The 23517-nt window shown below is 65.4% G+C and carries 20 protein-coding genes; 4 read left to right on the top strand and 16 right to left on the bottom strand.

The features are described 5' to 3' along the window. Positions 1–93: 93 nt before the first annotated feature. The 6 genes from DOM33_RS08245 to DOM33_RS08220 form a co-directional block, all read right to left on the bottom strand. Positions 94–1176 carry a porin gene (locus DOM33_RS08245; RefSeq protein WP_110667799.1) on the bottom strand — a complete coding sequence of 361 codons (1083 nt, stop codon included), beginning with the start codon at positions 1174–1176 and terminating at the stop codon, positions 94–96. Between the two features lie 414 nt (positions 1177–1590). Next, a complete protein-coding gene (locus tag DOM33_RS08240) occupies positions 1591–2469 on the bottom strand; it encodes a ProQ/FINO family protein (RefSeq protein WP_239495305.1) in 879 nt (292 codons plus the stop codon). An 18-nt stretch (positions 2470–2487) separates the two neighbouring features. Further along, positions 2488–3102, bottom strand: a complete 615-nt coding sequence (locus DOM33_RS08235) for a dihydrofolate reductase (protein WP_110667797.1) — start codon at positions 3100–3102, stop codon at positions 2488–2490. Continuing rightward, the gene (locus DOM33_RS08230; protein WP_110667795.1) at positions 3099–3893 is read right to left on the bottom strand and encodes a thymidylate synthase; all 795 of its coding nucleotides are present in this window, start codon (positions 3891–3893) and stop codon (positions 3099–3101) included. The genes DOM33_RS08235 and DOM33_RS08230 overlap by 4 nt, the downstream gene beginning before the upstream one ends. Before the next feature lie 81 nt (positions 3894–3974). Continuing rightward, complete coding sequence (lgt, locus tag DOM33_RS08225) at positions 3975–4778, bottom strand: prolipoprotein diacylglyceryl transferase (protein ID WP_110667793.1); 804 nt, start codon at positions 4776–4778, stop codon at positions 3975–3977. A gap of 45 nt (positions 4779–4823) precedes the next feature. After that, positions 4824–5615: a sulfite exporter TauE/SafE family protein gene (locus DOM33_RS08220; RefSeq protein ID WP_338053839.1), complete on the bottom strand. Its 792-nt coding sequence runs from the start codon at positions 5613–5615 to the stop codon at positions 4824–4826. Positions 5616–5785: 170 nt separating this feature from the next. Between DOM33_RS08220 and DOM33_RS08215 the strand changes: the two genes are divergently transcribed. Further along, positions 5786–6598, top strand: coding sequence for an NRDE family protein (locus DOM33_RS08215; protein WP_110667789.1), 813 nt, complete (start codon positions 5786–5788; stop codon positions 6596–6598). Positions 6599–6651: 53 nt separating this feature from the next. Here DOM33_RS08215 and ptsP read toward each other — a convergent pair whose 3' ends face one another. Together ptsP and DOM33_RS08205 are read right to left on the bottom strand one after the other, a co-directional pair. Continuing rightward, positions 6652–8913 carry a phosphoenolpyruvate--protein phosphotransferase gene (ptsP, locus tag DOM33_RS08210; protein WP_110667786.1) on the bottom strand — a complete coding sequence of 754 codons (2262 nt, stop codon included), beginning with the start codon at positions 8911–8913 and terminating at the stop codon, positions 6652–6654. A gap of 228 nt (positions 8914–9141) precedes the next feature. Further along, complete coding sequence (locus tag DOM33_RS08205) at positions 9142–9639, bottom strand: RNA pyrophosphohydrolase (protein WP_110668610.1); 498 nt, start codon at positions 9637–9639, stop codon at positions 9142–9144. A gap of 259 nt (positions 9640–9898) precedes the next feature. On the opposite strand from DOM33_RS08205, the gene DOM33_RS08200 reads away from it, so the two are divergent. Then, positions 9899–10558: a histidinol-phosphatase gene (locus tag DOM33_RS08200; RefSeq protein WP_110667784.1), complete on the top strand. Its 660-nt coding sequence runs from the start codon at positions 9899–9901 to the stop codon at positions 10556–10558. 177 nt (positions 10559–10735) lie between these two features. Here DOM33_RS08200 and rsd read toward each other — a convergent pair whose 3' ends face one another. The 7 genes from rsd to DOM33_RS08165 all read right to left on the bottom strand — a co-directional run bounded on the left by rsd (position 10736) and on the right by DOM33_RS08165 (position 19460). Continuing rightward, on the bottom strand, positions 10736–11239 hold the full coding sequence (gene rsd, locus DOM33_RS08195; protein ID WP_110667782.1) for a sigma D regulator: 504 nt from the start codon (positions 11237–11239) through the stop codon (positions 10736–10738). A gap of 51 nt (positions 11240–11290) precedes the next feature. After that, complete coding sequence (locus DOM33_RS08190) at positions 11291–11833, bottom strand: disulfide bond formation protein B (protein ID WP_110667780.1); 543 nt, start codon at positions 11831–11833, stop codon at positions 11291–11293. Between the two features lie 81 nt (positions 11834–11914). Further along, entirely contained in the window at positions 11915–13492 is a 1578-nt protein-coding gene (gene gshA / locus DOM33_RS08185) for a glutamate--cysteine ligase (protein WP_110668608.1), read from the bottom strand. 238 nt (positions 13493–13730) lie between these two features. Beyond that, complete coding sequence (locus DOM33_RS08180) at positions 13731–16103, bottom strand: Tex family protein (RefSeq protein WP_110667778.1); 2373 nt, start codon at positions 16101–16103, stop codon at positions 13731–13733. Positions 16104–16321: 218 nt separating this feature from the next. Continuing rightward, complete coding sequence (locus DOM33_RS08175; RefSeq protein WP_110667775.1) at positions 16322–17905, bottom strand: phosphoenolpyruvate carboxykinase; 1584 nt, start codon at positions 17903–17905, stop codon at positions 16322–16324. A gap of 198 nt (positions 17906–18103) precedes the next feature. Further along, the gene (hslO, locus tag DOM33_RS08170) at positions 18104–18976 is read right to left on the bottom strand and encodes an Hsp33 family molecular chaperone HslO (RefSeq protein ID WP_110667773.1); all 873 of its coding nucleotides are present in this window, start codon (positions 18974–18976) and stop codon (positions 18104–18106) included. A gap of 91 nt (positions 18977–19067) precedes the next feature. Further along, on the bottom strand, positions 19068–19460 hold the full coding sequence (locus tag DOM33_RS08165; protein ID WP_110667771.1) for an RNA-binding S4 domain-containing protein: 393 nt from the start codon (positions 19458–19460) through the stop codon (positions 19068–19070). A gap of 152 nt (positions 19461–19612) precedes the next feature. On the opposite strand from DOM33_RS08165, the gene nudE reads away from it, so the two are divergent. After that, positions 19613–20203, top strand: coding sequence for an ADP compounds hydrolase NudE (gene nudE / locus DOM33_RS08160; protein WP_110667769.1), 591 nt, complete (start codon positions 19613–19615; stop codon positions 20201–20203). A gap of 392 nt (positions 20204–20595) precedes the next feature. On the opposite strand, the gene DOM33_RS08155 is transcribed toward nudE, so the two are convergent. Continuing rightward, positions 20596–21627: a LysR family transcriptional regulator gene (locus DOM33_RS08155; protein ID WP_110667767.1), complete on the bottom strand. Its 1032-nt coding sequence runs from the start codon at positions 21625–21627 to the stop codon at positions 20596–20598. A 310-nt stretch (positions 21628–21937) separates the two neighbouring features. On the opposite strand from DOM33_RS08155, the gene DOM33_RS08150 reads away from it, so the two are divergent. Next, the gene (locus DOM33_RS08150; protein WP_110667766.1) at positions 21938–23503 is read left to right on the top strand and encodes a UxaA family hydrolase; all 1566 of its coding nucleotides are present in this window, start codon (positions 21938–21940) and stop codon (positions 23501–23503) included. Positions 23504–23517: the final 14 nt, after the last annotated feature.

Raw genomic sequence — 23517 nt, 5'->3', positions numbered from 1 at the left:
CTTTGCTGGTTTTTCGGGCACCCACGAAAAAGCCGGCCCCGAGGGGCCGGCTTCGTTCGATGGAGCGGTCGAGACCACTCGGATCGTGTCAGCTTAGAAGCTGTAAACGGCACCGACGGCAACGCCGTCGCCCTGGTCATTCTGACGGTCACGCAGCGCACCTTCGATGAAGGTGTACATCGCCGGAGAGATGTTATAAGTCACACCACCAACGATTTCGTTAGCGGAGTCATCACCGTTGAGGAAGTTGGAGCCGTCTTCCACGTCGATGTACTGGTAAGCACCGTAGATGTCGCCAGCGAAGTTGTCGGCGAAGGCGTAGCCGTAACGGGCACCAAGCGCGTAGAAGTCAGCGTCGGAATCACCCTGTTCGCTGTCGTAACGCTCGGCCTTGGCCGCGATACGCAGCGTATCGATGGTGTACTGAGCGGTCAGACCGTACTGGTCGCCGGACTCGTAGTTGTCGCCGTTGGCGAACTCACCGTCGTAGTTATCGAGGTCGTCGTAGACGGCCGCGATGGAGAAGGCGCCAACTGCGTACTTCAGACCGCCGTAGAAAGAGGCATTGCTGTCGTCACGCTGGATATCACCGTCGTCGGCGTCTTCCTTATCACCCTTGTACTGGGTACCCACGGCGAACTGAAGGCCATTCCAGACCGGAGACATGTACTGGAACTTGTCGCCTTCACGGTCGTTGGTACCGTAAAGCGTATCCTGATCTTCGGTGAATGGCTTCAGGGCTGCAGCACTGGAGTCGCTGACGTCGAAGTATTCGTTGTTGGAGATCGGATCCTGGACCCAGTCGTCGATCAGCGGATCCCAGGAACCGAGACGCGCATCACCGAAGTTGCCTTTCAGGCCCAGGTAAGCCTGGTCACCGCTGTTCAGACCACCGTTGGCCTTCTCTTCGTCGGCGTCGTGCTCGAACTCGGCCTTGAAGTAGCCGGTCAGGCCCGGGTTGATGACGTGCAGACCGGAGAACCCGACGGTCGAACCGTTGTCGAAGACGTCGTCTTCGGCATTGCCGTCGTCGTTGTTGATGGAGCGATAAGCGATCTGGATGTTGCCGTAGATGTCGAGCTGCGTGCCGTCCTGGTTATAGACAGTCGCCGCCTGAGCCGCAGCGGAGGCGCCCAGGGCACCAGCAATAGCAGTCGCTAAGAGCGTCTTTTTCATCGCGATAGGTTCCTTTACTAGCTTTCTGTTCGATCGTGTCTGCAGATGCAGTCGGCTTCGGCACCTTCAACCAGCATCGTCACGCGAACGAATGACGGCTGTGGAACTCTGAAGCCTTGTTATTGTCCAATGCTCGCCGGAAAACCATATACCGGGGATTCAGCGAACGCAACAAGAAAAAAACACTGTTTTCGTTGCCTGCGTATCGCCCGCCAATCGTCTTGACACAGACCTTGAAACGGCCCTCAAGGACGATACGTGGATCGCCACGTTACCTCTACTGCGTTTCATTTCAATGACATACGACAGGACGCTCGCGCACACTGCGGAGCTCCCCGGGGACTGGATCTCTTCACGACGCAAGTAAAACGGCGCCGTGAGCGATCAGCATCCCCTGCCAAGGTATGATGTCATTCAGGAGGGCGATTGACCGTGCTTGGCTAGCAGCTCACCGATTTTACGATCCAGGCTGTCCGCTCGCCGCTCGCTCTGACGCGCCTTTTGCTTTTTCTGTAGCGCCTCGAGCTGGCGCTTGGCATGTTTGGCCTCTTCCTGCGTCACGATATCACTATCGGCACCGTCGAGATCGACACGCTTGGTGCCCTCTCGTACCGATTTGAGGTAGCGCGGCAGATGGACGTAGCATGCCAATGCTCGCCGCACGAGCTTTTCCGGCCAAGGTTCTCTTTCGCAAAGATCGAGATGGATGCCGGTCTTCAACGGCCGGGTATGTCCCTTGAAAAAGGTTTGCGGATAGCGCTGATGCCACTGGGCTAAAAGCGCCTGTGGCGAGAGCGAATCCCCTTCGGGTTCGGGCGTGTCAGGCTCGGCGGGGCCCGTCTCGACCCTCTCCGACCTCTCGGCCTCGCCCGGCGCCGCCCCATCGCTCAGCGCCTCCCGGACATCGCCCCGACTCTCCGCGGACGACGTTGCCGCGTGCGCTTCCGGCTGCGGTACACCTTCCGGCTTCACAACGTTTGGCGAGGTGAACCGCTGCAGCGGTGTCGGCCGCGGCACTTCTTCCTCGTGGGTTTCATGCCGGGTTTTGGGCCGCCGAAACGCCAGACTCCCCAAGCCTCTCGCCCGGCTGCCGCCATCCGGGTCTTCGGGATGGGCGTTGCCGCTGATCAAACTCGGGTCGAGCTCGGCGAGCGCCAGTAGACGCTCCTTGAGCGCAAGATTCTCAGCTTCCAGTGCCCGCGCGCGATCACGCTCGGCTGCCAGCGCTGCCTGACTCGCTTCGACCTGATGCTCGATCGCGGCCAGTAGTGCCTGTGTTCGATCCGTCAACACGACCCGCTCCTCTCGAATTTACGGTTCGTCACTCATCTCCGGCGAATGCTGCCCGCGAGGTTGGACGATTGTGCCGGACCCAGCGGCGCGGCGGTACTCAACGAAGGCATAGCCCGGCTGACCGGGCTCGGCGTTACCCGCGATGCGCTCGACCTCTCGCCAGTCGTCGGGATCGATCGCCGGGAAGTGCGCGTCGCCTTCTATCTCCACGTCGACCTCGGTCAAGTAGAGGCGATCGGCAAGGGGCAGCGCCATCGCGTAGATTTCGCCGCCGCCCATGACCATGATCTCATCCGCGCCGTCGATCAAGGCCTGGGCATCGGCGAGTTCGAGCGCGGCCTCGAGTGAATGGCAGACGCGAATGCCGGCGTCTTGGACCCGGGGAGCTTGCGCGTAGGTCTCGTCACGCGTGACGACGATGTTGAGCCGTCCCGGCAGCGCTCGGCCAATGGACTCGAACGTCTTGCGTCCCATCACCAACGACTTGCTCTGCGTCTTGCGCTTGAAATGCTTGAGATCCTCGGGGAGATACCATGGCAGACGATTGCCGACGCCAATGGTGCGATTGCGCGACAGCGCCGCAATCATGGCGATCGGCGTGTCGCAGACGCGTAGGGAAGTCGATGAAGTCATACCGCGATCGGCGCCTTGATACCCGGATGGGATTGGTAGTCCTCGATCTCGATGTCCTCGAAGCGGAAATCGAACAGATCCTCGACCGCCGGATTCAACCGCAGCCGCGGTAGCGGCATCGGCTCACGCGAGAGCTGCAGCTTGGCCTGCTCGAGGTGATTGGCATAGAGATGCGCATCACCCAGCGTATGCACGAAATCCCCCGGCTCGAGCCCGCAGACCTGCGCCACCATATGGGTCAGCAGCGCGTAGCTTGCGATATTGAACGGCACGCCCAGGAAGATATCCGCACTGCGCTGATAGAGCTGGCAGGAGAGTTTGCCGTCGGCGACGTAGAACTGGAACAGCGCGTGGCACGGTGGCAGCGCCATCTCGTCGACCAGCGCCGGGTTCCACGCCGAGACGATATGGCGGCGGGAGTCGGGGTTGCGGCGAATCTGATCGACGACGGCTGCGATCTGATCGATCGACTCGCCATTGGGCGCCGGCCAGCTGCGCCACTGATAGCCGTAGACCGGGCCGAGTTCGCCGTTCTCGTCCGCCCATTCGTCCCAGATGCTGACGCCGTGATCGTGAAGATAGGCGACGTTGGTATCGCCGCGCAGAAACCACAAAAGCTCGTGAATGATCGAGCGCAGGTGCAGCTTCTTGGTGGTGACCAGAGGGAATCCCTGAGCCAGATCGAAACGCATCTGGTGACCGAAGACGCTCAAGGTACCGGTGCCGGTGCGGTCGGCTTTGGCGATGCCGCTGTCCAGCACACGCTGCATCAAGTCGAGATAGGGCCGCATGGGCACACTCCTGAAATGTCTGGGCGCCCTCGTCGGCGACGAGGGACGCATAGTGTCTTGCCGATAGTATCGCGTCTGAAATCAGGCTGCTGGCGCACCGCGAGCATCGTCGACGCCGTTACGCCGCGACCAGACGATGAGCGCCGCGCCGGCGAGGATCATCGGCAGCGACAGGAGCTGACCCATGGTCAACCAGTCGAAGGCGATGAAGCCGAGCTGCGGATCCGGTCGGCGAAAGAATTCCGAAATGAAGCGAAACACGCCGTAGCAGACGAGGAAGAGCCCGGAAATGAAGCCGCGCCGACGCGGCGTGAGGGAGGCCAGCCACAGTATCGTGAACAGCACCACGCCCTCGAGAAAGCACTGATAGAGCGATGACGGGTGTCGCCCCTGCTCGCCCATGCCGGGAAAGACCAGCGCCCAGGGTACGTCGGTCACCCGACCGGGCAGTTCGTGATTGATGAAGTTGCCGATACGACCGGCGCCGAGTCCGATCGGGACCAGCGGCGCGATGAAATCCGTGAGCTGAAAGAACGCCAGCCGATGCTTGCGTGCGAACAGCAGTGCCGCCAGCAGCACACCGAGCAGGCCGCCGTGGAAGCTCATCCCGCCGTCCCAGAGCTCGAATATCCACAGCGGATTGTCGAAGAATCGGTCGAGGCCATAGAACAGCGCGTAGCCGATTCGCCCGCCGAGCACCACGCCGAGCGCGCCGTAGAAGAGCATGTCGCCGATGTCGTCGGGCTTCAGGCCCAAGCGGTCGGCACGCTTGCGTCCCAGCCACCAGGCACCGATGAAACCGACCACGTACATCAGCCCGTACCAGTGAACCTGAAGCGGCCCCAGTGACACCGCGACCGGGTCGATATCGGGGTAGGCCAGCATGCTCTCTCCTTGACGACAGATGATCCGGATCGGGCGGGTCGAAGGTCAGCCGATGACCAGCTTGACGCCTACCACGATCAGCAGGAGGGCAAAGATACGTCGCAGGGTCCTGGCAGGCAATGCGTGGGCGACCTTCACGCCCACCCGCGCCATGGGCACGCTGGCGATGGCGAGCCCGAGAAACGCCGGCCACATCACGTAACCGGTGGCCCCGGGCGGAAGCCCGTCGTGTCCCCACCCTACCGCGACGTTGGTCAGCGTACCGATCAGGGCGATCGGCATGCCGATCGCCGACGACGTCCCCACCGCTTCGGTCATGCGGCTGGTGAAGCGGGAAAGCCACGGTACCGACATGACCCCGCCCCCCACGCCGAAGAGTGTCGAGACACCCCCGATCACGCTGCCCGCGAGCACCATCGGCAGACGTCGCGGCTCTCGGCCCTGAGTCGCCGGCGGACGCGACAGGAGCATCTTCAACGCCATCGCGATCGCGAAGACACCGAACAGCCGCGTCAACGCTGCCCCCGGCAGCAGCGAGGCCAGCACCACGCCGAGGATACCGCCCGTCAACAGCCCCGGGATCATCAGCATCAGCCAGTCGCGGCGCACGCTTCCCCGTTGCCAGTGTCCCCAGACCGACGACGCCCCCGTCGCGACGATGGTCGCAAGCGACGTCCCGACGGCCAGGTGCGCCACGATCGCCGTATCGATCCCCTGCAGCACGAAGGTGAAGACCAGTGCCGGCACGATCACGATGCCGCCGCCGATCCCGAAAATACCGGCGAGCAGTCCGGCCAGCGCGCCCACGAGCAGATAGATGGCCAGCGAGATCAGCATTGCGATCCCCAGTGGACAGAGCGGGAGACATCGGCACCGAAAGCCGATGAGGCAGTAGACATGGTCGTCGGTCCTTGCGAGTCGAGAACGGCGGTAGCCGATAGCGTGCTCATGGTACGCTCAGGGCCCCCCGCTGTCATGGCGCCAGCGCCCCACCCCGCGAGGCCCCCATGTGCCTGATCGTCTTCGACTGGCAGCCCAATGCTGCGGTACCGCTCAAGGTCGCCGCCAACCGCGACGAGGTCTATGCGCGCCCGGCCCTGCCCCTGCATCGCTGGCCCGATGCGATGATCATCGGCGGTCGCGACGGCGAGCGCGGCGGCACCTGGCTTGCCGCCGCCCCTGGAGGCCGCTTCGCCGCGCTGACCAATGTCCGCGAGCCGGCGGGGCTGGCGCCGCTCTCGCCGCCGAGTCGCGGCGAGCTGGTGCGCGCCGCGCTCGAAAGCGATGACCTCGAGACCTGGCTGCAGACGCTCAGGCACGGCGCCGCCGAGGCCTACGCCGGCTTCAACCTGCTCGCGCTGCGCGCCGGCACGCTCTGGCATCTGCATCACGGTCGTCGCGGGACTCGACTCTCGCGCGTCGAGCCGGGCTGCCACGCGCTCTCCAACGCGACGCTCGACACCCCCTGGCCCAAGGTCGCCCAGGCACTGAGCACGGCCAGACGGGCCAGCGGCGAGCGCGTGGCCACGACGAATGGCGTCGATGAAGCGGTGGCCGTCGAGGGTTGGCACGCCGCTATGCGCACCGCCCTGCAGAATCCTCGAATCGCCGCCGACGCAATGCTGCCGGCAACCGGCGTCGACCCTGCGCTCGAGCGGTTCCTCTCTCCCGCCTTCATTCGCGGCAAGCACTACGGTACCCGCGCGCTGACGCTGGCCGCGGTCCGTATCAGCGGTGAGACGACGCTCGAGGAGACGTCGTTCGGTCCCTGGGGCAGGATCGCTCGAGAGAGCGTGACGCTGACGACCGCTGCCGTCTGACGGGAGCCGGTGAGGTCTGGACCGCGCCTGTCGCGAGCCCCGGTCGCGTGGCGCTAGTCCTGCGGTGGCAGCAAGTGGCCAATCTGCCAGTCGGAAAGACGTTGGCGCAGGTGCGCCCGCACTACCGCAGCAGTCGGTAACGTCAGCGTTTCGCCGACGAGTTCGCGCGCTTCCTCGAGCGGCACCCGGCGGATTGCTGCCCGCACCCGGGACAGGCTCGGCGCGTTCATCGACAGCGCATCGAAACCCATGCCCATCAGCAACAGTGCGCCGGCCGGGTCACCGGCCAATTCGCCGCAGACGGAGGTCGGAATCCCCAGCGCCCGGCTCTCCTCGGCGAGACGGGCAAGCGCGCTCAGTACTGCCGGATGACAGGCGTCGTAGAGGCTCGCGACACGCGCGTTGTTGCGATCAACGGCGAGCAGGTACTGCGTCAGGTCGTTGCTGCCGACGGAGAAGAAATCGACCCGCTCGGCCAGCGCCGAGAGCTGATAGAGCGTGGCGGGCACCTCGATCATCACGCCGACCTGCGGCAACGCGACGTCGATGCCATCCTCCGCCAGCTCCTCGCGGGCGCGTGCCAGTAGCCGCAGCGCCGTATCGACCTCGTCGATGCTGGTGATCATCGGCAGCAGCAGGCGCAGATTGTCGAGCCCGCGGGAGGCGAGCAGCATCGCGCGCAGCTGCACCATCAGCACTTCGGGATGGTCGAGCGTGACGCGAATGCCACGCCAGCCGAGAAACGGGTTGGCTTCGTTGATCGGGAAGTACGGCAGATCCTTGTCGCCGCCGATGTCCAGCGTCCGCATGACCACCGGCAGCGGCGCGAAGCTCGCCAGCTGCTCCTGATAGAGCCGGGTCTGCTCCTGCTCGCTGGGGAAGCGCTCGTTCATCATGAACGGCACCTCCGTGCGGTAGAGTCCGACCCCGCTGACCCGCTGCTTGAGCTGCGCCACGGCGTCGACGATCAGGCCAGTATTGACCAGCAGCGGCATGACGTGGCCGTCCGGCGTCTCGCTGGGCAGGTGCTGCTCGTGCTCGAGCACATCGGAGAGCGCTTTTTCTTCACGGATGAGTCGCGCGTAGCGCTTGGTCAGCTGCGGCTCCGGCCGCACGAACAGCGTTCCCCGGTGGCCGTCGAGAATCGCCTTGGCGCCGTTGATCCGCGGCAGCGGCAGATCGACCATGCCGAGCACGGTGGGGATTCCCATCGCCCGGGCGAGGATCGCCACGTGCGAATTGCTCGAGCCACGCACCGAAACCAGCGCCGCCAGACGCTCCTTGGGCAGCTCGCCGAGCATCGCGGCACTGATCTCGTCGCCGACCAGAATCGTGTTCTCGGGGTAGCGCGCCGGCTTGCGCGCGTTGTCCTCCTGCAGGTGCGCGAGAACGCGCCGACCGAGATCGCGTACGTCCGCCGCACGCTCGCGCAGGTAGCCGTCGTCGACGCGTTCGAGATATTGCGTATGGCGGCGTACCACGTCGGCCAGTGCCCCCGGCGCCCACTGCCCCTCGCGAATGCGCTTTTCGACTTCGTTACCCAGCGCTGCATCACCCAACATCTGCTGATAGACGTCGAAGAGCGCCAGCTCCTGCGCCGAGATCCGACTCGCCAGCCGCGCACCGGCGTCGCGGATCTCTTCGCGTACGCGGGCGATGGCGGTGTGGAGATGCGCGACCTCGGCCTCGGTATCGGTAGGAATCAGATCGGGTACGCCGTCGAGATCCGCCGGCGGTGCGATGACCACGACCTCGCCGATGGCCATGCCAGGAGACGCTGCCACGCCGGAGAACATCGCCTGACCGTCGGGCTGGGCCCGGCGATTGAGCGTCCCCGAGACGATCGCGTGCGCGAGCACGCCGGCGAGCTGAGCCGCCATGGTGACGAGAAACGCCTCGTCGCCCTCATCGAAGCGCCGCTTCTCCTGCTGCTGGACGACGAGCACGCCGAGCATCCGGCGCTGATGAATGATGGGCACCCCGAGAAAGCTCGAAAAGCGCTCTTCGCCGGTTTCCTCGAAGTAGCGAAACTGCGGATGCGCCGGCGCATCCTCGAGATTGAGCGGCTCCTCGCGCCGCCCGACCAGCCCGACCAGCCCTTCACCGAGTTCGAGTGCCACGACACCGACCGCCTGGGTCCGCAGGCCGATCGTATCCATCAGCACGAGTCGATCGCGCTCCCGGTCGAACAGGTAGATGGAGCAGACGTCGGTACGCATCGCCTTGCGAATGCGGCGCACCATGGTCGCAAGCGCCGCGTCCAGACTGCGCGCGCCGTTGACTTCCTGAACGATGCGACGAAGGGTATCGAGCATGGGCGTTGTTCTTTTGGCGGGTTTTTGTGAGCGGGCCCGAAGGTTGTCCCGCGTGACTCTCCCGAACCGCTGGCCGGACGCCGGGTTCCATGGGCGCACTGGTCGAAGCGCGAGTGGATCGATCGCATCTCGCGGAGTGGGCCGGCCGGCGATCCTCACCGGCCGGTTGAACCACCGGTCTGTCGCACCGTCGGAAGGGTCGGGTCGCCGACCTAGCGCCTCACCGACTTATCGCGTCATCTCCTCGAGCGACAGGCGGTGGAAATCCGGCGCCAGCTCGCGTAGCGCGCGCCGATAGACCTCGCGCTTGAACGAGACCACCTGACCCAGAGGATACCAGTAACTCACCCACCGCCAGCCGTCGAATTCCGGCTTCGGCGTACTGTCGACGCAGACACGACTGTCGTGGCAGCGAATTTTCAAGAGAAACCATTTCTGCTTCTGGCCGATGCAGACCGGTTTCGAATGCGTTCGTACCATGCGTCTGGGGAGACGGTAACGCAGCCATCCTCGCGTGCAGGCCACGACATCGACATCACCGGATGTCAGCCCGATCTCTTCCTCGAGTTCCCGGAAGAGAGCCTGCTGCGGTGATTCGCAGGCCTTGATCCCTCCTTGCGGAAATTGCCACGCTTGTTGTCCCGCCCGACGCGCCCAGAGCAGTTGGCCGTCACAGTTGGCAATGATGATGCCAACGTTCGGCCGAAAGCCGTCGCCGTCTATCACGGAGTTCACCTTAACTCAATCATCGTTGGGAGCATTCTTCCACAAAGCGCGAAAGGGCATCAATAAGCCCTCTAACGCTTCGCGAATCAGTCCACTATCGATGCTTGCACCAACGTGGGCAAGGTAGCGCGAGTTTGCGATACTCACCGACCGCTCGACGACGGCGTCGATTGCCGATCAAAAACGCGCGCCGCACCTTGGCAACGAACCGTCGATGACGACCCATCGACAACGATACACCGACAGCAGGGAGCCCACCTTGAGCCTGGCGATCTTCGATCTCGACAACACCCTCTTGAGCTGCGACAGCGATCACGCCTGGGGCGAGTTTCTCGTCGAGCAGGGCGCCGTCGACGCCGAAGCCTATCGGCGCGCCAACGACGCGTTCCTTAGCGACTACCGTGAAGGCAGGCTCGATCTCGAAGCCTATCTGGCAATGGCGCTGAAACCGCTGACCGAGCACGGCGACGAGCAGTTGAAGGCCTGGCATCAGCAGTTCATGGCGAGCCGCATCGAGCCGCATATCCTCGCGCGAGGCGAAGAGCTGCTGGCCTGGCACCGTCGACGCGGCGATTTCCTGCTCATTGTGACCGCGACCAACCGCTTCATTACCGGGCCGATCGCCGAGCGACTGGGGGTCGACGATCTCATCGCCGTCGAGATCGAGCGCAAGAATGGGCGCTACACCGGCAAACTCGAGGGCGTGCCGAGCTACCGCGAGGGCAAGGTCACCCGGATCAACGCTTGGCTGGAGGCGCAGCCGCGGCTCACGCTGGACGACGCCTGGTTCTACAGCGACTCCATCAACGACCGCTTCTTGCTCGAAGAAGTCCCCAACCCGGTGGCCGTGGATCCCGACGACCAACTCCGCGCGCTCGCCGTCGAACGGGAGTGGCGAGTCGTCTCACTGCGAGACTGAGCGCAGGGGAGCTTGGCCTCTCTAGCGACGAAGACCGCTAGCGGCAGGGAAACCGGTGAATCAGTGGCGAGGACGCCGGCGTGATGACGACGGATCGGCAAAGGCGCGGCAACCATCGGCTCCGCCACGGCGCTTCGACCCTCACACTAGCGCCCGGGCAGCCGCATCGCGCCGGTATCAGGGAACGTCGCGATCGACGACGGTTGGCGTTTCCATAGGGGCATGAATGGCGTGAACGCGCTCGATCAGTTGCTCTTCGAGCACGAAACGCTCACTCAGTGCGTCGCTCAGGCGACCGAGCCAGGTCGGCAGCCGCTCCCGATGACGCTGGCAGTCGGCGGACGTGGCGTAGTCCGCCTCGAAATCCAGCGCCATGCGCGTGGAGGTCTCGACCCGCGCGAGCAAGCGGTCGGCGACCTCGAGCGCCTTGGCATCCTCGAACGCTTTCGCTTCTTCGCGAAGCTGCGGGTAGATCTCGAAATGGCCGGCGCTGACGTAGTCCATCAGCGCCTCGCTCAACGCGTCGATCCGCCGCTTGGAGACCGTGTCGATGTCCGCCTCGCAGGCATCGGTGAGGGTGACGAACCGCACCAGCAGGTCGTGACGCTGTTCGAGCCAGCGATCGATCAGCGTATGCACCCCGCCCCATCGCTCCTGCGCCGTTCGGCAGTGTTCGAGCATCGTTCTCTTCCTCTCTTCGGGGGCGACAGCGCCCGGGTCGAATGCGGTGACTCAGCCGGCAGGGCGAGTCGACGCCCGGTCTCGGCGAAGTCGCGTTACCAGCATCGTCAATGGAATCAGCGCCAGTATCGCAAAGCCGGCGAGCGTCCACTGCGGCAGCGTCACGCCGAGAAAGATGCCGTGAACCTCGGCGCACTCGCCGGATCCCGAAAGGACTCGCGAGAACACATCCCACAGCGGCATCACATCGACCATGTAGTCTAATCCCGGACCGCAGCTCGGGACACTATCCGGAGGCAGGGTCTGCAACCAGACGTGGCGACCGGCCACGCCGATGCCGGCAAACACCGCCATCAGCGCCAGTACGGCGTAGACGATGCCGCCCCAGCGCTTGGGGCCGTGCAACATGGCGATCAAGAAGATCAATCCTGCTGCCATGACCGCCACTCGCTGGAAGATGCACAGCGGGCAGGGTTCGAGCCCCAGTCCGTACTGAAGAAAGAGCGCCACCGCCATCATGGCGACGCAGAACGCCAGCCCGAGAAGACTCCACTGACGCACGCTCGCCTGCGCCACACACTGCTTGATTTGCATCGCTTGTCACCGTTGGACCGGACGCGCGCCGGCATGCATGAACGACGCCCCCGCCAGCGACGGGCGCGCCGCACTTGAGAGTCACGCGGCCGGCCGCGGTTCCCGAGCCCGGGCAAAATAGTCGCGCAGGAACTGGGCGAAATCCGTCTGGTCTTCGGCCTCGATGTCGCGCTGCTGGCGATGCGAGGTCTCCACCAGCTCGTCGAACAGCGTCTCGCGGGCGCTATCCATGGCGGTCTCTCGCCACTGCACCGCCTGCGCCTTCGCCAGGTCCGTGATCCAGTCCGTCCACTCCCCCCCGTGCGCCTCGAGCGCGCGCAGCACCTGCGCCGAGGGCGTGGTTTCGGGATCGTCGAGGCGCTTGGCGAGAGAGTCGATCGCGGCAACGTGCAGGGTATCGCCCTCGATCGCGTCGAGCAGCTCCGCGACACCGCGCATCCCCTCGACGATCTCGTGGCCACGTTCGGCCAGCGGCACCTGACGCTCGCCGACCTGGAGCTTCAGCGACGGGTCGCGGCCGCGTTCGACCACCAGCCGGCGGTTGTCGTCGAGACGGTCGCACTCCTCGTCGGGAATCCACGGGCTTTCGGAGAGCAGACACCAGAGCAGGAAGGTATCGATGAAACGCATCTGCGGCTCGTCGATGCCCAGCGGCAGGAAGGGATTGAGGTCGAGACAGCGCACCTCGATGTACTCGACGCCCCGCGCTTCCAACGCCTGGGTCGGCGTCTCGTCATGCCGCGCCACGCGCTTGGGACGGATATCGCTGTAGTACTCGTTCTCGATCTGCAGAATGTTGGCGCTGAGCTGCTGCCAGCCACCGTCGGTCTCGACACCGATACGCCGATAGTCCGGCCACTCGGTGGAGATGGCGTGACGCAGCGTGCCGACGTAGTTGGAGAGCGAGTTGAAGCAGATCTTGAGCTGCGACTGCACCTTGTTCTGGTAGCCGAGATCCGACATCCGCAGGCTGGTGGCGTAGGGCGCGTAGAGCGTGTCGCCGCTCTCTCCCCAGCGCTCGAGCTTGTCGCTGCGCTCGTCCGGCCCTTTCTCGCCGAAGAAGCTGCGATCCACCGTCGGCGAAGCGCCGAAGAGATACAGCAGCAGCCAGCTGTTGCGGCGGAAGTTGCGGATCAGGTCGAAGTAGCGTGCCGAGCGGTAGGACTTGAGCGACTCTCCTTCGCGCCCTTCCAGCGACTGCAGCAGCGGCCAGATATCCTCCGGCAGGGAGACGTTGTAATGGATACCGGCAATGGACTGCATGATGCGCCCGTAACGCACGTCCAGCCCATGACGGTAGACCCGCTTCATCGTGCCCACGTTGGAATCGCCGTAGTCGGCGATGGGAATGCTGTCGTTGCCCGCGAGACGCGACGGCATGCTCGCCGGCCAGATCCATTCGCCATCGAGATGGCGATAGCTGAACCGCATCAGGTCGTCGAGAAAGCCGAGCGCGTCGGCAGGGCGACAATAGACCGGCGTGATGTACTCGAGCAGCGCTTCGGAGTAGTCGGTCGTGATGTGGGGGTGCGTCAGCTTGGCGCCGAGAGTGTGCGGATGCGGCGTCGAGACGATACGCCCGCCGTCGTCGACCCGTAGACCTTCCTTCTCGATGCCCCGCCGCAGACGACCCAGCAATCCGTTGCGGGCCGGCGTCATCAGCCGACCGACGTTCGTGGCGAGTTGATCAGACACGCTCAACACCTTATTCCATGGGGAGAGGCGACGCTCTCCCGTTGTCCGTGCAGCGACGCCGCGCGAATGCCAGTAAGCGTCGCGCTGCCCCGTTGTGAGCAAAGCTTCATTATGGAGTCAGCGATGGCGCTTTCAAGGCTAACGATCATCGCCCGTCGCTCGCCGCGCCTCGATGCGGGCCTCGAAGTCCCGACGCGACGCTTCACGACCCTTTGCGCGCCTTGAGAAGCGCCGCGCCCAGCGCGCCGACCGGCTGGCTGTCGCTCTTGGCATTGCCTCGGCTGCGTTCGCGCTTGGGTTGCCCGCGCCCTCCCTTGCGATCCTGCTCGGCGGGGCGTCGCGACGCCTTCTCACCCGGCTCGTCGCTCAGGCGCATCGACAGTCCGATACGCTGGCGGGCGACGTCGACCTCCATCACTTTCACCTTGACGATATCCCCCGCTTTCACCACCTGCCGCGGGTCTTCGACGAACGTCTCCGCCAGCGCCGAGATGTGCACCAGACCGTCCTGATGGACGCCGACGTCGACGAAGGCGCCGAAGTGGGTCACGTTGGTGACCGCCCCTTCGAGCACCATGCCGGGCTCGAGGTCGGCGATCTTCTCCACGCCGTCGCGGAATTCGGCGGCCTTGAACGCCGGACGCGGATCGCGCCCGGGCTTGTCCAGCTCCCCCAGGATGTCGATCACCGTCGGCGCACCGAAGTGCTCGTCGACGTAGTCTGTGGGCTTCAGCGACTTGAGCGTTTGGCTATCGCCGATCAGCTCGCCCAGCGCACGGCCGTTGCGCTCGGCGATACGGGCGACCAGCGGGTACGCCTCCGGATGGACGGCGCTGGCATCGAGCGGGTTGGTGCCGCCCATGATGCGCAGGAAACCGGCGCACTGCTCGAACGTCTTCGGTCCCAGCCGGGCGACCTCGAGCAGCTCGCGTCGGCTGGTGAAGGCGCCGTCGCGGTCGCGCCGTGCCACGATGTTCTCGGCGATCATCGAACTCAGCCCGGAGACGCGAGAGAGCAGCGCGCTGGAGGCGGTGTTGAGATCGACGCCCACGGCGTTGACGCAGTCCTCGATCACTGCCTCCAGGCTACGCGAGAGCTTGAGCTGGGAGACGTCGTGCTGATACTGGCCGACGCCGATCGACTTGGGATCGATCTTGACCAGCTCCGCCAGCGGGTCCTGCAGCCGTCGCGCGATCGAGACGGCGCCGCGAATGGAGACGTCCAGATCCGGAAACTCCTTCGCTGCAAGCTCCGAGGCAGAATAGACCGAGGCGCCCGCCTCGCTGACCATCACTTTGGCGACGCGATGCGACTCGACCCCGGCGATCAGTTCGGCGGCGAGGCGATCCGTCTCGCGACTGGCAGTACCGTTGCCCACCGCCACGAGCGTTACCTGGTGGCGCTCGACGAGGGCGCTCAGCGTCTCGAGCGAGTCCTTCCAGCGATTCTGCGGTGCGTGAGGATAGATGGTGGCGTGATCGAGCAGCCGACCGGTCGCATCGACCACCGCTACCTTGCAGCCGGTGCGCAGCCCCGGATCGAGCCCCAGCGTCGCCTGCGGTCCGGCGGGCGCGGCGAGCAGCAGATCCTTCAGGTTGGCGGCGAAGACGTCGATCGCCTCCTGCTCGGCGCGCTCGCGCAGCCGCCCCATCAGCTCGGTCTCCAGATGCGTGTAGAGCTTGACCCGCCAGGTCCAGCGCACCACCTCTTTCAACCAGCGCGAGGCCGGCGCCTCGCTATCCAGCGCGATACCCGCATGACGCGCGATTGCGACCTCCGCGGGATGGATCGGCGCGTCATCCTCGCCGGCCATCGCCAGCGTTAAGGACAGAACGCCCTCGTTGCGCCCGCGGAACATCGCCAGCGCCCGGTGCGACGGCGTCCTGGCGAGGCGTTCGTCGTGCTCGAAGTAGTCCGAGAACTTCGCGCCCTCCTGCGCCTTGCCCTTGACCAGACGCGCCCGAAGTTCGCCCTCTTCCCAGAGCCGCTCGCGCAGGCGACCGACCAGCTCGGCGGACTCGCTCAAACGCTCCATGAGGATCTGCTTGGCGCCGTCGAGCGCGGCCTTGGCGTCCTCGAGGCCGTTCGCGTGCCCCGTCGCGGCGTCGGTGAACGCTGACGCCTCGGCCTCGGGGTCGCGCGTCGGGTCGTCGAGCAGCCGCGTCGCCAGCGGTTCGAGACCGGCTTCGCGAGCGATCTGCGCCTTGGTGCGGCGCTTCTTGCGGTAGGGGAGGTAGAGATCCTCGAGACGCTGCTTGGTCGCCGCGGCGACGAGCTCGCCGCGTAGCGCCTCGGTGAGCTGACCCTGCTCGGCGATCGTCTCGAGAATCGTGCTCCGCCGCTCCTCCATTTCCCGCAGGTAGCGTAGACGCTCTTCGAGGGTGCGCAGCTGGCCATCGTCGAGGCCGCCGGTCGCCTCCTTGCGGTAGCGCGCCACGAACGGCACGGTGGCACCGCCGTCCAGCAATTCGACGGCAGCGGCGACCTGGGCGGTCCGAGCGCCGAGTTCGTCGGCAATCAGCGAGATGATGGTGTGTTGCGCCGCGGTGACGGCATCAGAAGCAGAGGATGACATAGAGGGCATGGCGACCATCGTGAGAGACAAGATCGCGCCACGTTAGCACAGCCCCCGCCCTGCTCCCATGCCGGCCGTTGCGCGACCGCCGGCCCGACGATCGCCCCTCACAACGCAGCGCGGGGAGAGCCGAAGCCCTCCCCGCGTCGATATATGCCATTCGCCCGGCACGAGCCACTCGCCGAACACGAGACGACATCAGCGTCGGCCGGCGAACCTCACTGCCGCTGCGGGCCGGCGGCGATGATCGCGTCGTCCACGCCGTCGAACTTGGCGAAGTTGTCGGTGAACTGCTGAATCAGCGCGTTTCGCTGCGTCTGGTACGCCTCGCCGTCGTCCCAGGCCTCGCGCGGGTCGAGCAGTTTGCCATCGACGCCTTCCACCGCCACCGGCACGTCGAGGTTGAGCCCCTCGATGCGGCGTGTCTCGATGTCGGCGAGATCGCCCTCCTGGATCGCGCGGATGATCGCCCGCGTGGTGGGAATGCTGAAACGACTGCCGCCTTTACCGTAGGCTCCGCCGCTCCAGCCGGTATTGACGAGATAGACGCGCGAGCCGAAGGCTTCGATGCGCTTGATCAGAAGCTCGGCGTACTCGTGCGCCGGGCGCGGGAAGAACGGCGCCCCGAAGCAGGTCGAGAAGGTCGCGGAGAGCGTGCTGGTCGAGCCCATCTCGGTAGAGCCGACCTTCGCGGTGTAGCCGGAGAGAAAGTGATATGCCGCGGCCTCCTTGGAGAGCACCGAGACCGGCGGCAGCACGCCGCTCATGTCGCAGGTCAGGAAGATGATCGCGTTGGGCTCGCCGGCCCGGTTCTCCTCGACGCGTTTCTCGACGAACTCCAGCGGATAGCCCGCACGGCCGTTCTGGGTGAGGCTGTCGTCGCCGTAATCCGGCTGGCGCTCGGCGTCGAGCACCACGTTCTCCAGCACCGTACCGAAGCGAATCGCGTCCCAGATGATCGGCTCGTTCTTGCGCGAGAGATCGATGGTCTTGGCGTAGCAGCCGCCCTCGAAGTTGAATACCGTGCCCTCGCCCCAGCCGTGCTCGTCGTCACCGATCAGGTAGCGATCCGGGTCGGCGGAGAGCGTGGTCTTGCCGGTGCCGGAGAGCCCGAAGAAGAGCGTGGTTTCGCCGTCTTCGCCGACGTTGGCGCTGCAGTGCATCGGCAGCACGTCTTTCTCGGGCAGCAGGAAGTTCTGTACCGAGAACATCGCCTTTTTCATCTCGCCGGCATAGCGCATGCCCGCCACCAGCACCTTGCGCCGGGCGAAGTTGATCATGACGGTGCATTCGGAGCGCGTCCCGTCGCGCTCCGGCTCGCAGACGAAACCCGGAGCGCTCAGAACGCTCCATTCGCTCTTGCCCTTGGGGTTGTAGCCTTCCGGGCGCACGAACAGATTGCGCCCGTAGAGGTTGTGCCAGGCAAGCTCGGTGACCAGACGCGTCGGCAGGTAGTGCTCCGGGTCCGCGCCCACGTGCAGATCGGACACGAAGGTCTCGCCACCGGCGAGGTAGTCTTCGACGCGTTCCCAGAGCGCGTCGAAGACGTCCGGGGAGATCGGGCGGTTGACCTGTCCCCAGTCGATGAGATCCGACGTCGATGGCTCGTCGACGATGAAACGATCCAGCGTCGAGCGACCGGTGCGCGCGCCGGTCTCCACCGCCAGCGCACCGTTGGCGGCCAGTACGCCTTCGTTGCGTGCCAAGGCATACTCGACCAGTTCGGCCGTGGTCAGGTCGGTGTGCGCTTTCGCCGAGCGGGCATCAACGGCAGCCGAAGCGGTGGCTTGCGTGGTCATCATCTCGTCCTGGGCTCGAAGGCCTCTGTTCGTGTCGTTTCACAGCGTCGCTGCCCGCCGCGAACACGACGCCGTGCGCTGGGACCGGCAACTTCGACGTGTGGCGGGCAAAAAGGATCGCCATTATGGCAAAAAGCGTCCGGGGCGCAAACGCCGGCCGCCCCGCGCGGCGGTGGCCGACATCGAAGTATTAAACGCCGCTCAGTGCACGGTAGGAGACGGTGCCTGGGGAGATTCGATGATCGCTTCGATGTCGGTGGCGCTGAAGTGATAACGGGTATGACAAAAATGGCACTGCGTATCCACGGCCTGCTGCTGTTCGAGAATGCTGCGCAGCTCCTCGGCACCCAGCGTATGGAGCGCATCGGCGAAGCGTTCTCGCGAGCAGTTGCAGCCGAATGCGAGCGCCTTGGGTTCGAAGACCCGGGTCGTCTCCTCGTGGAACAGCCGATAGAGCATGTCCTCGGCGGCGACCGTGCAGAGCTCTTCGTCGGTGATCGTCGAGGCCAGCTGGGTCAGCCGGTTCCAGGCGTCGGGGTCGAGGTTGGCGGCATCGTCGGGAAGCTGCTGGAGCAGTAGTCCCGCACTCCGCTCGCTGTCCGCGCTCAGCCAAAGGCGTGTCGCCAGCTGCTCGGACTGGGCGAAATACGCCTCCAGACAGCCGGCGAGGCTTTCGTGTTCGACCGCCACGATCCCCTGATAGCGCTTGCCCTCCTTGGGATCGAGGGTGATCACGATCTGGCCGTCGCCGATGAGCTGACGCAGGTTGGCGTTGTCGGCGAACACCTGGGACTCGTCGAAGCGCGCGATCGCGCGTAGTTCGCCGCCGGGGTTCGATTCCGCCATGAGCACGTCGACGCCCTGCTTGCCGCGCACTTCGAGGCTCACGGTGCCGTCGAGCTTCACCGTTTCGGTCAGCAGCGCCACGGCGCTGAGCAGCTCGCCGAGCTGCAGGCGAATCGGTTCCGGATAGTCGTGGCGTGCGAGCACCTCGGCGTAGGCCTGCTCCAGCTGGACGATCTCGCCGCGCACGTTGGTATCGTCGAAGAGAAAACGTTGAATCTGGTCGTTCATGGATCGGTCTCGTCGACCGACGGCACGTGGTATCGCCGCCGATCTTCTGGAAAAGGGAAATTGGTCGCGTCGCCTGGACGCTGGACCTAAGTCAATCGTCGCTCGGGTTACGCTGAAACCGCTGGATATCGCGGCGCTGGCGCTTGTCGGGTCGCTTGATCGGCGGGCGCATCGCCTCGTTGGCCAGCTTGCGATTGTGAGCTTCGCGCTCGCGTCGGGCGATGCTGTCGGGAGTTTCGGCGTAGAGCCTCTGCGCTTCGGGGGCGCCGCGGCGCTGATCGGATAGCTCGAGCACTTCGACCACCGCATTGTCCCAGCCCTGCGGCACCTCGATCAGCGCGCCGACCTCGACGTTTCGGCTCACCTTCACACGATTGCCGTTGTAGCGGACCTTGCCGCCTTCGATCGCTTTCTTGGCCAGCTGGCGCGTCTTGAAAAAGCGTGCCGCCCAGAGCCATTTGTCGATACGTACGGTTTCACTCATGGTCTGTCACCTCGACCGCCAACAATGGGGGCGGCGGCGCGCCGCTTCAACCCGAATCGGTCGGCCCGTCGCCCCCCGAGCATCGCCTTTTGCGCGCCGGCGTGGCTGAATTGGGAGTATCGAATCCCTTCTCCCCGTACCCGGAGTTCATCATGGCCCCGACCGACCGTTCCGACCCGCTCGCAAGACCCAGCGTGCTCGCCCGACGCGACGTCGCCGAGAGCCGCCTGTTCGCCATCGAGGAGATCGAACTGCGCTTCGCCAACGGCGCCGAGCGCACCTTCGAGCGATTGAAAGGCAAGGGACACGGCGCCGTGATGCTCGTCGCCATGCCGGACCCGGACCACGTGCTGCTGATCCGCGAATACGCCGCCGGCCTCGACGACTACGCCCTGACGCTGCCCAAGGGACTGGTCGACCCCGGGGAGGACATCGTCACCGCCGCCAATCGCGAGCTGATGGAAGAGTGCGGTTTCGGAGCACGCCGCCTCGAGCCGCTGGTGGAGCTGACCCTCTCGCCCAACACCATGGATCATCGGATGCAGGTGATGCTCGCAAGCGATCTCTACCCGCAGCGCCTGACGGGCGACGAACCGGAGCCGCTGATCGTGGAGACGCACGCCATCGACGATATCGTCGGCCTGCTGGGGCGCGACGACTTTCACGAGGCCAGAACGATCGCCGCCCTATTCATCGCTCGGGAGACGCTGCGCCGTGAGCGCGACGGCGAAAGTTGGTGGTGACCCCAAGCGCGACGCCCTGGCTACCACGGCGCGGCGAATGCCCGTAGCGGCGCGGCGAATGCCCGTAACGGCGCGGCGAATGTCGGTAACGGCGCGGCGAATGTCGGTAACGGGCTCGTTGAAGCGACCAAAAAAATCGCCCCGCAAAGCGGGACGATTGAAGAGAACACGATAGAAAGCGCTAGCAAGGGTCGTGGGCAGCGAGCCATAGGCTCCGTCCGTGACGGATAACGCGCGCTGCCCCGACCGTTGAGCCACTGCGGCGACTGGCGAAGCGTGTCGCAAGCCACCGCCGATTGACGCGAGGGTGATACGGCGCACCGGATCACCCCGGCCAATCCGCTACGGAAAAACTAGACGGCAACCCCCGATTTCGCAACTCGCTGCACCCGTTACGAATTCCTCTCCTCGGCGCCCAGGGAGAGACGCCGATATTTAGCGACGAAACGCTGAGCGGCGGCGGAGAGTTCGCGGTCGCGTCGCCAGAGCAGCTCGAAAGGCGGATTGTCGGTGGTGAGGCGGTAAGGGATTCGCCGGATCTGCCCCCGACTCACCGGCAGGCTGGCGATACGCTCGGGCAGCAGCGCCAACGCCGTCTCGTCACGCTCGATCATCGCCAGAATCCCGTAGGTAGAGGAGATCTCCAGCGTCCTCAGCGGCTGCGGCAGCCCCGCCGCCACGAACTCCTGCTCGAGCATCCGCGGCATGCTGACGGGATAGACGATCCAAGTGCGCTCGGCCAGGTCGACAAGACGCGGTGAAGCGACGTCACCCAGCGGGTGGCGAGGATGGCCGACGACCCAGAGCGGTTCCGGGAAGCTGCCCTGTCGCTGATAGTCGCTCGGGCGCTGGCCGAAACTCGAGCGACACAGCGCCACGTCGAGGCGGCCCTGATCGAGCATCCGCAGCAGCCCCTCGCTGGTGTCCTCGACGATCTCCAGCGACAGCGACGGCTGCTCTGCCCGCAGCATCGCTACCGCATCGATCAGCGTGCCGATCGCCCCCATCGTCCCCCCCACCGCGAGATGACCGCCGACCCCCTGGCGAATGCCGATCATCTCCTCGCGCAGATGCGCGACGTCCGCCTGGATCAGCCGCGCGTAGCGCAGCACGCAGCGCCCCAGCTCGGTGGACGTGAGCCCCCGAGTGCCGCGGACGAAGAGCGTCGCGCCCAGGGTCGACTCGATCTCGTTGAGGGCGCGTGTCGCCCCGGGTTGAGAGATCGCCACCCTGGCCGCGGCCTTGTGGATCGACCCACACTCCTCCAGTGCCATCAGCAGGCGCAGCTGGCGCAGCCGCAGCCGTGACATCAGCGCCTCGAGTGTCGGCGTCGACTCCGTCTCGCCAGGCGATGTCCCCGCGTCGGCTTCCTCTTCCCAGGGGTCCCCGGCGCCCGCGCGCTCTTCCGTCGTCTCGCTCGTCATCGTTTCCACCTCATGCGCTTGCCGCGCGACGTCTCGTCCGTCGCTATTCGGCACTTCGTCACCGTCGGCCCGCGGCGTCGCCGCGACGGCCTTCGACCTTCGGCCGATACGCCATGGTTATCGCTGCATCAGCAACTCTCAGTATCGCGCCATACCCGGCGCAGTCTACCGTCACGACTGGACCTTTCGCTTTCAACTTACTGATAACACTGAATTTCTCGCCGAAAGTCGAATCGATGAAAGTCTAATCGACCTAAGTCGCATAAACGTTTCGACGGGGTTGCGACGGCAGGGAAATCGAGGAGAGACCATGACCTTGATCGAACATACCCGCGAAGCGCCCGCCTCGGTCGTGCGTCTGCACGAACGCGACGACGTCGCCATCGCTCGCCGCCCCCTGCCCGCCAATACCGAGGTCGCCCCCGGGGTCACGCTCACCGGCCCGGTGCCCGGCGCGCACAAGATCGCGCTGCGCGACATCGCCGCCGGCGAGACGATCCGCCGCTACGGACAGATCATCGGCAAGGCGAGTGCCGCCATCGCCGCCGGGGATCACGTCCACGTCCATAACCTCGACATCGCCGACCTCGAGGGCGAGGCCCACGAACAGGACTACGCCATCGGCCGCGAAGTGCATCCGGTGACGCCGGCCGCCGAGCCGGCCACCTTCATGGGCATCCGGCGTCCGGACGGTCGCGTTGCCACACGCAACTACATCGGCATCCTCACCTCGGTGAACTGCTCGGCCACCGTCGCTCACGCCATCGCCGATCATTTCCGTCGCGACGTCCACCCGGAGGCGCTGCTGCCCTATTCCAACGTCGACGGCGTGGTCGCACTCACCCACGGGGTGGGCTGCGCCGTCGCCTCCGAGGGTGAAGCCCTGGCAATGCTGAGGCGCACCCTCGCGGGCTACGCCCGCCACGTCAATTTCGCCGCCGTGCTAGTGATCGGACTGGGCTGCGAGACCAATCAGATCGATGCGCTGATCGACGCCGAAGGGCTCGAAGTCGGGCCCAAGCTCCACCCCTTCACCATTCAGCAGATCGGCGGCACCACCCGAGCCATTGCCGAAGGGATCCGCCATATCCACACGCTGCTGGAGGAGGCCAATCGGGTCGAACGCACCCCCTGCGGCGCCGAGCACCTGCGCGTGGCACTGCAGTGCGGGGGTTCCGACGGCTACTCCGGCATCACTGCCAATCCGGCGCTGGGTGCCGCGGTCGACCGGCTCGTGGCCCACGGCGGCAGCGCCGTTCTCGCCGAGACTCCGGAGGTCTACGGCGCCGAACACCTGCTGACCCGACGTGCGGTGAGCCCGGCAGTCGCCGAGAAACTGATCGAGCGAATCCACTGGTGGGAGACGTTCTGCCGGGTGCGGGGAGCCTCGCTGGACAACAACCCTTCCGCCGGCAACAAGGCGGGCGGGCTGACCACGATCCTCGAGAAATCCCTCGGTGCCATCGCCAAGGCCGGCACCAGCCCGCTTCAGGAGGTGCTCGAGTATGCCGAACCGATGCGCACCCGCGGGCTCGCCTTCATGGACTCCCCCGGTTTCGATCCGGTCTCGGTCACCGGCCAGGTGGCCAGCGGCTGCAACCTGATCGCCTTCACCACCGGTCGCGGCAGCGCCTTCGGCTGCGCGCCGGTGCCCTCGCTCAAGCTTGCCACCAACACCGCGCTCTGGACGCATCAGGGCGACGACATGGACATCAACTGCGGCGCGCTGATCGACGGTGAAGTGGATATCGACACCCTCGGTGAGCAGATCTTCCAGCGCCTGCTGACCCTGGCCTCCGGCGAGCGCAGCAAGAGCGAGCGCCACGGCTACGGCCAGCAGGAGTTCGTGCCGTGGCAGATCGGTGTCATCACCTGATCGAAAGCCACGCC

This window comes from Salinicola halophilus (genome assembly GCF_003206155.1).
In the GTDB taxonomy this organism is placed as follows: domain Bacteria; phylum Pseudomonadota; class Gammaproteobacteria; order Pseudomonadales; family Halomonadaceae; genus Salinicola; species Salinicola halophilus.
The sequence above is the reverse complement of the archived record's forward strand: the minus strand, read 5'-3'. Positions and strand labels throughout refer to the sequence as shown.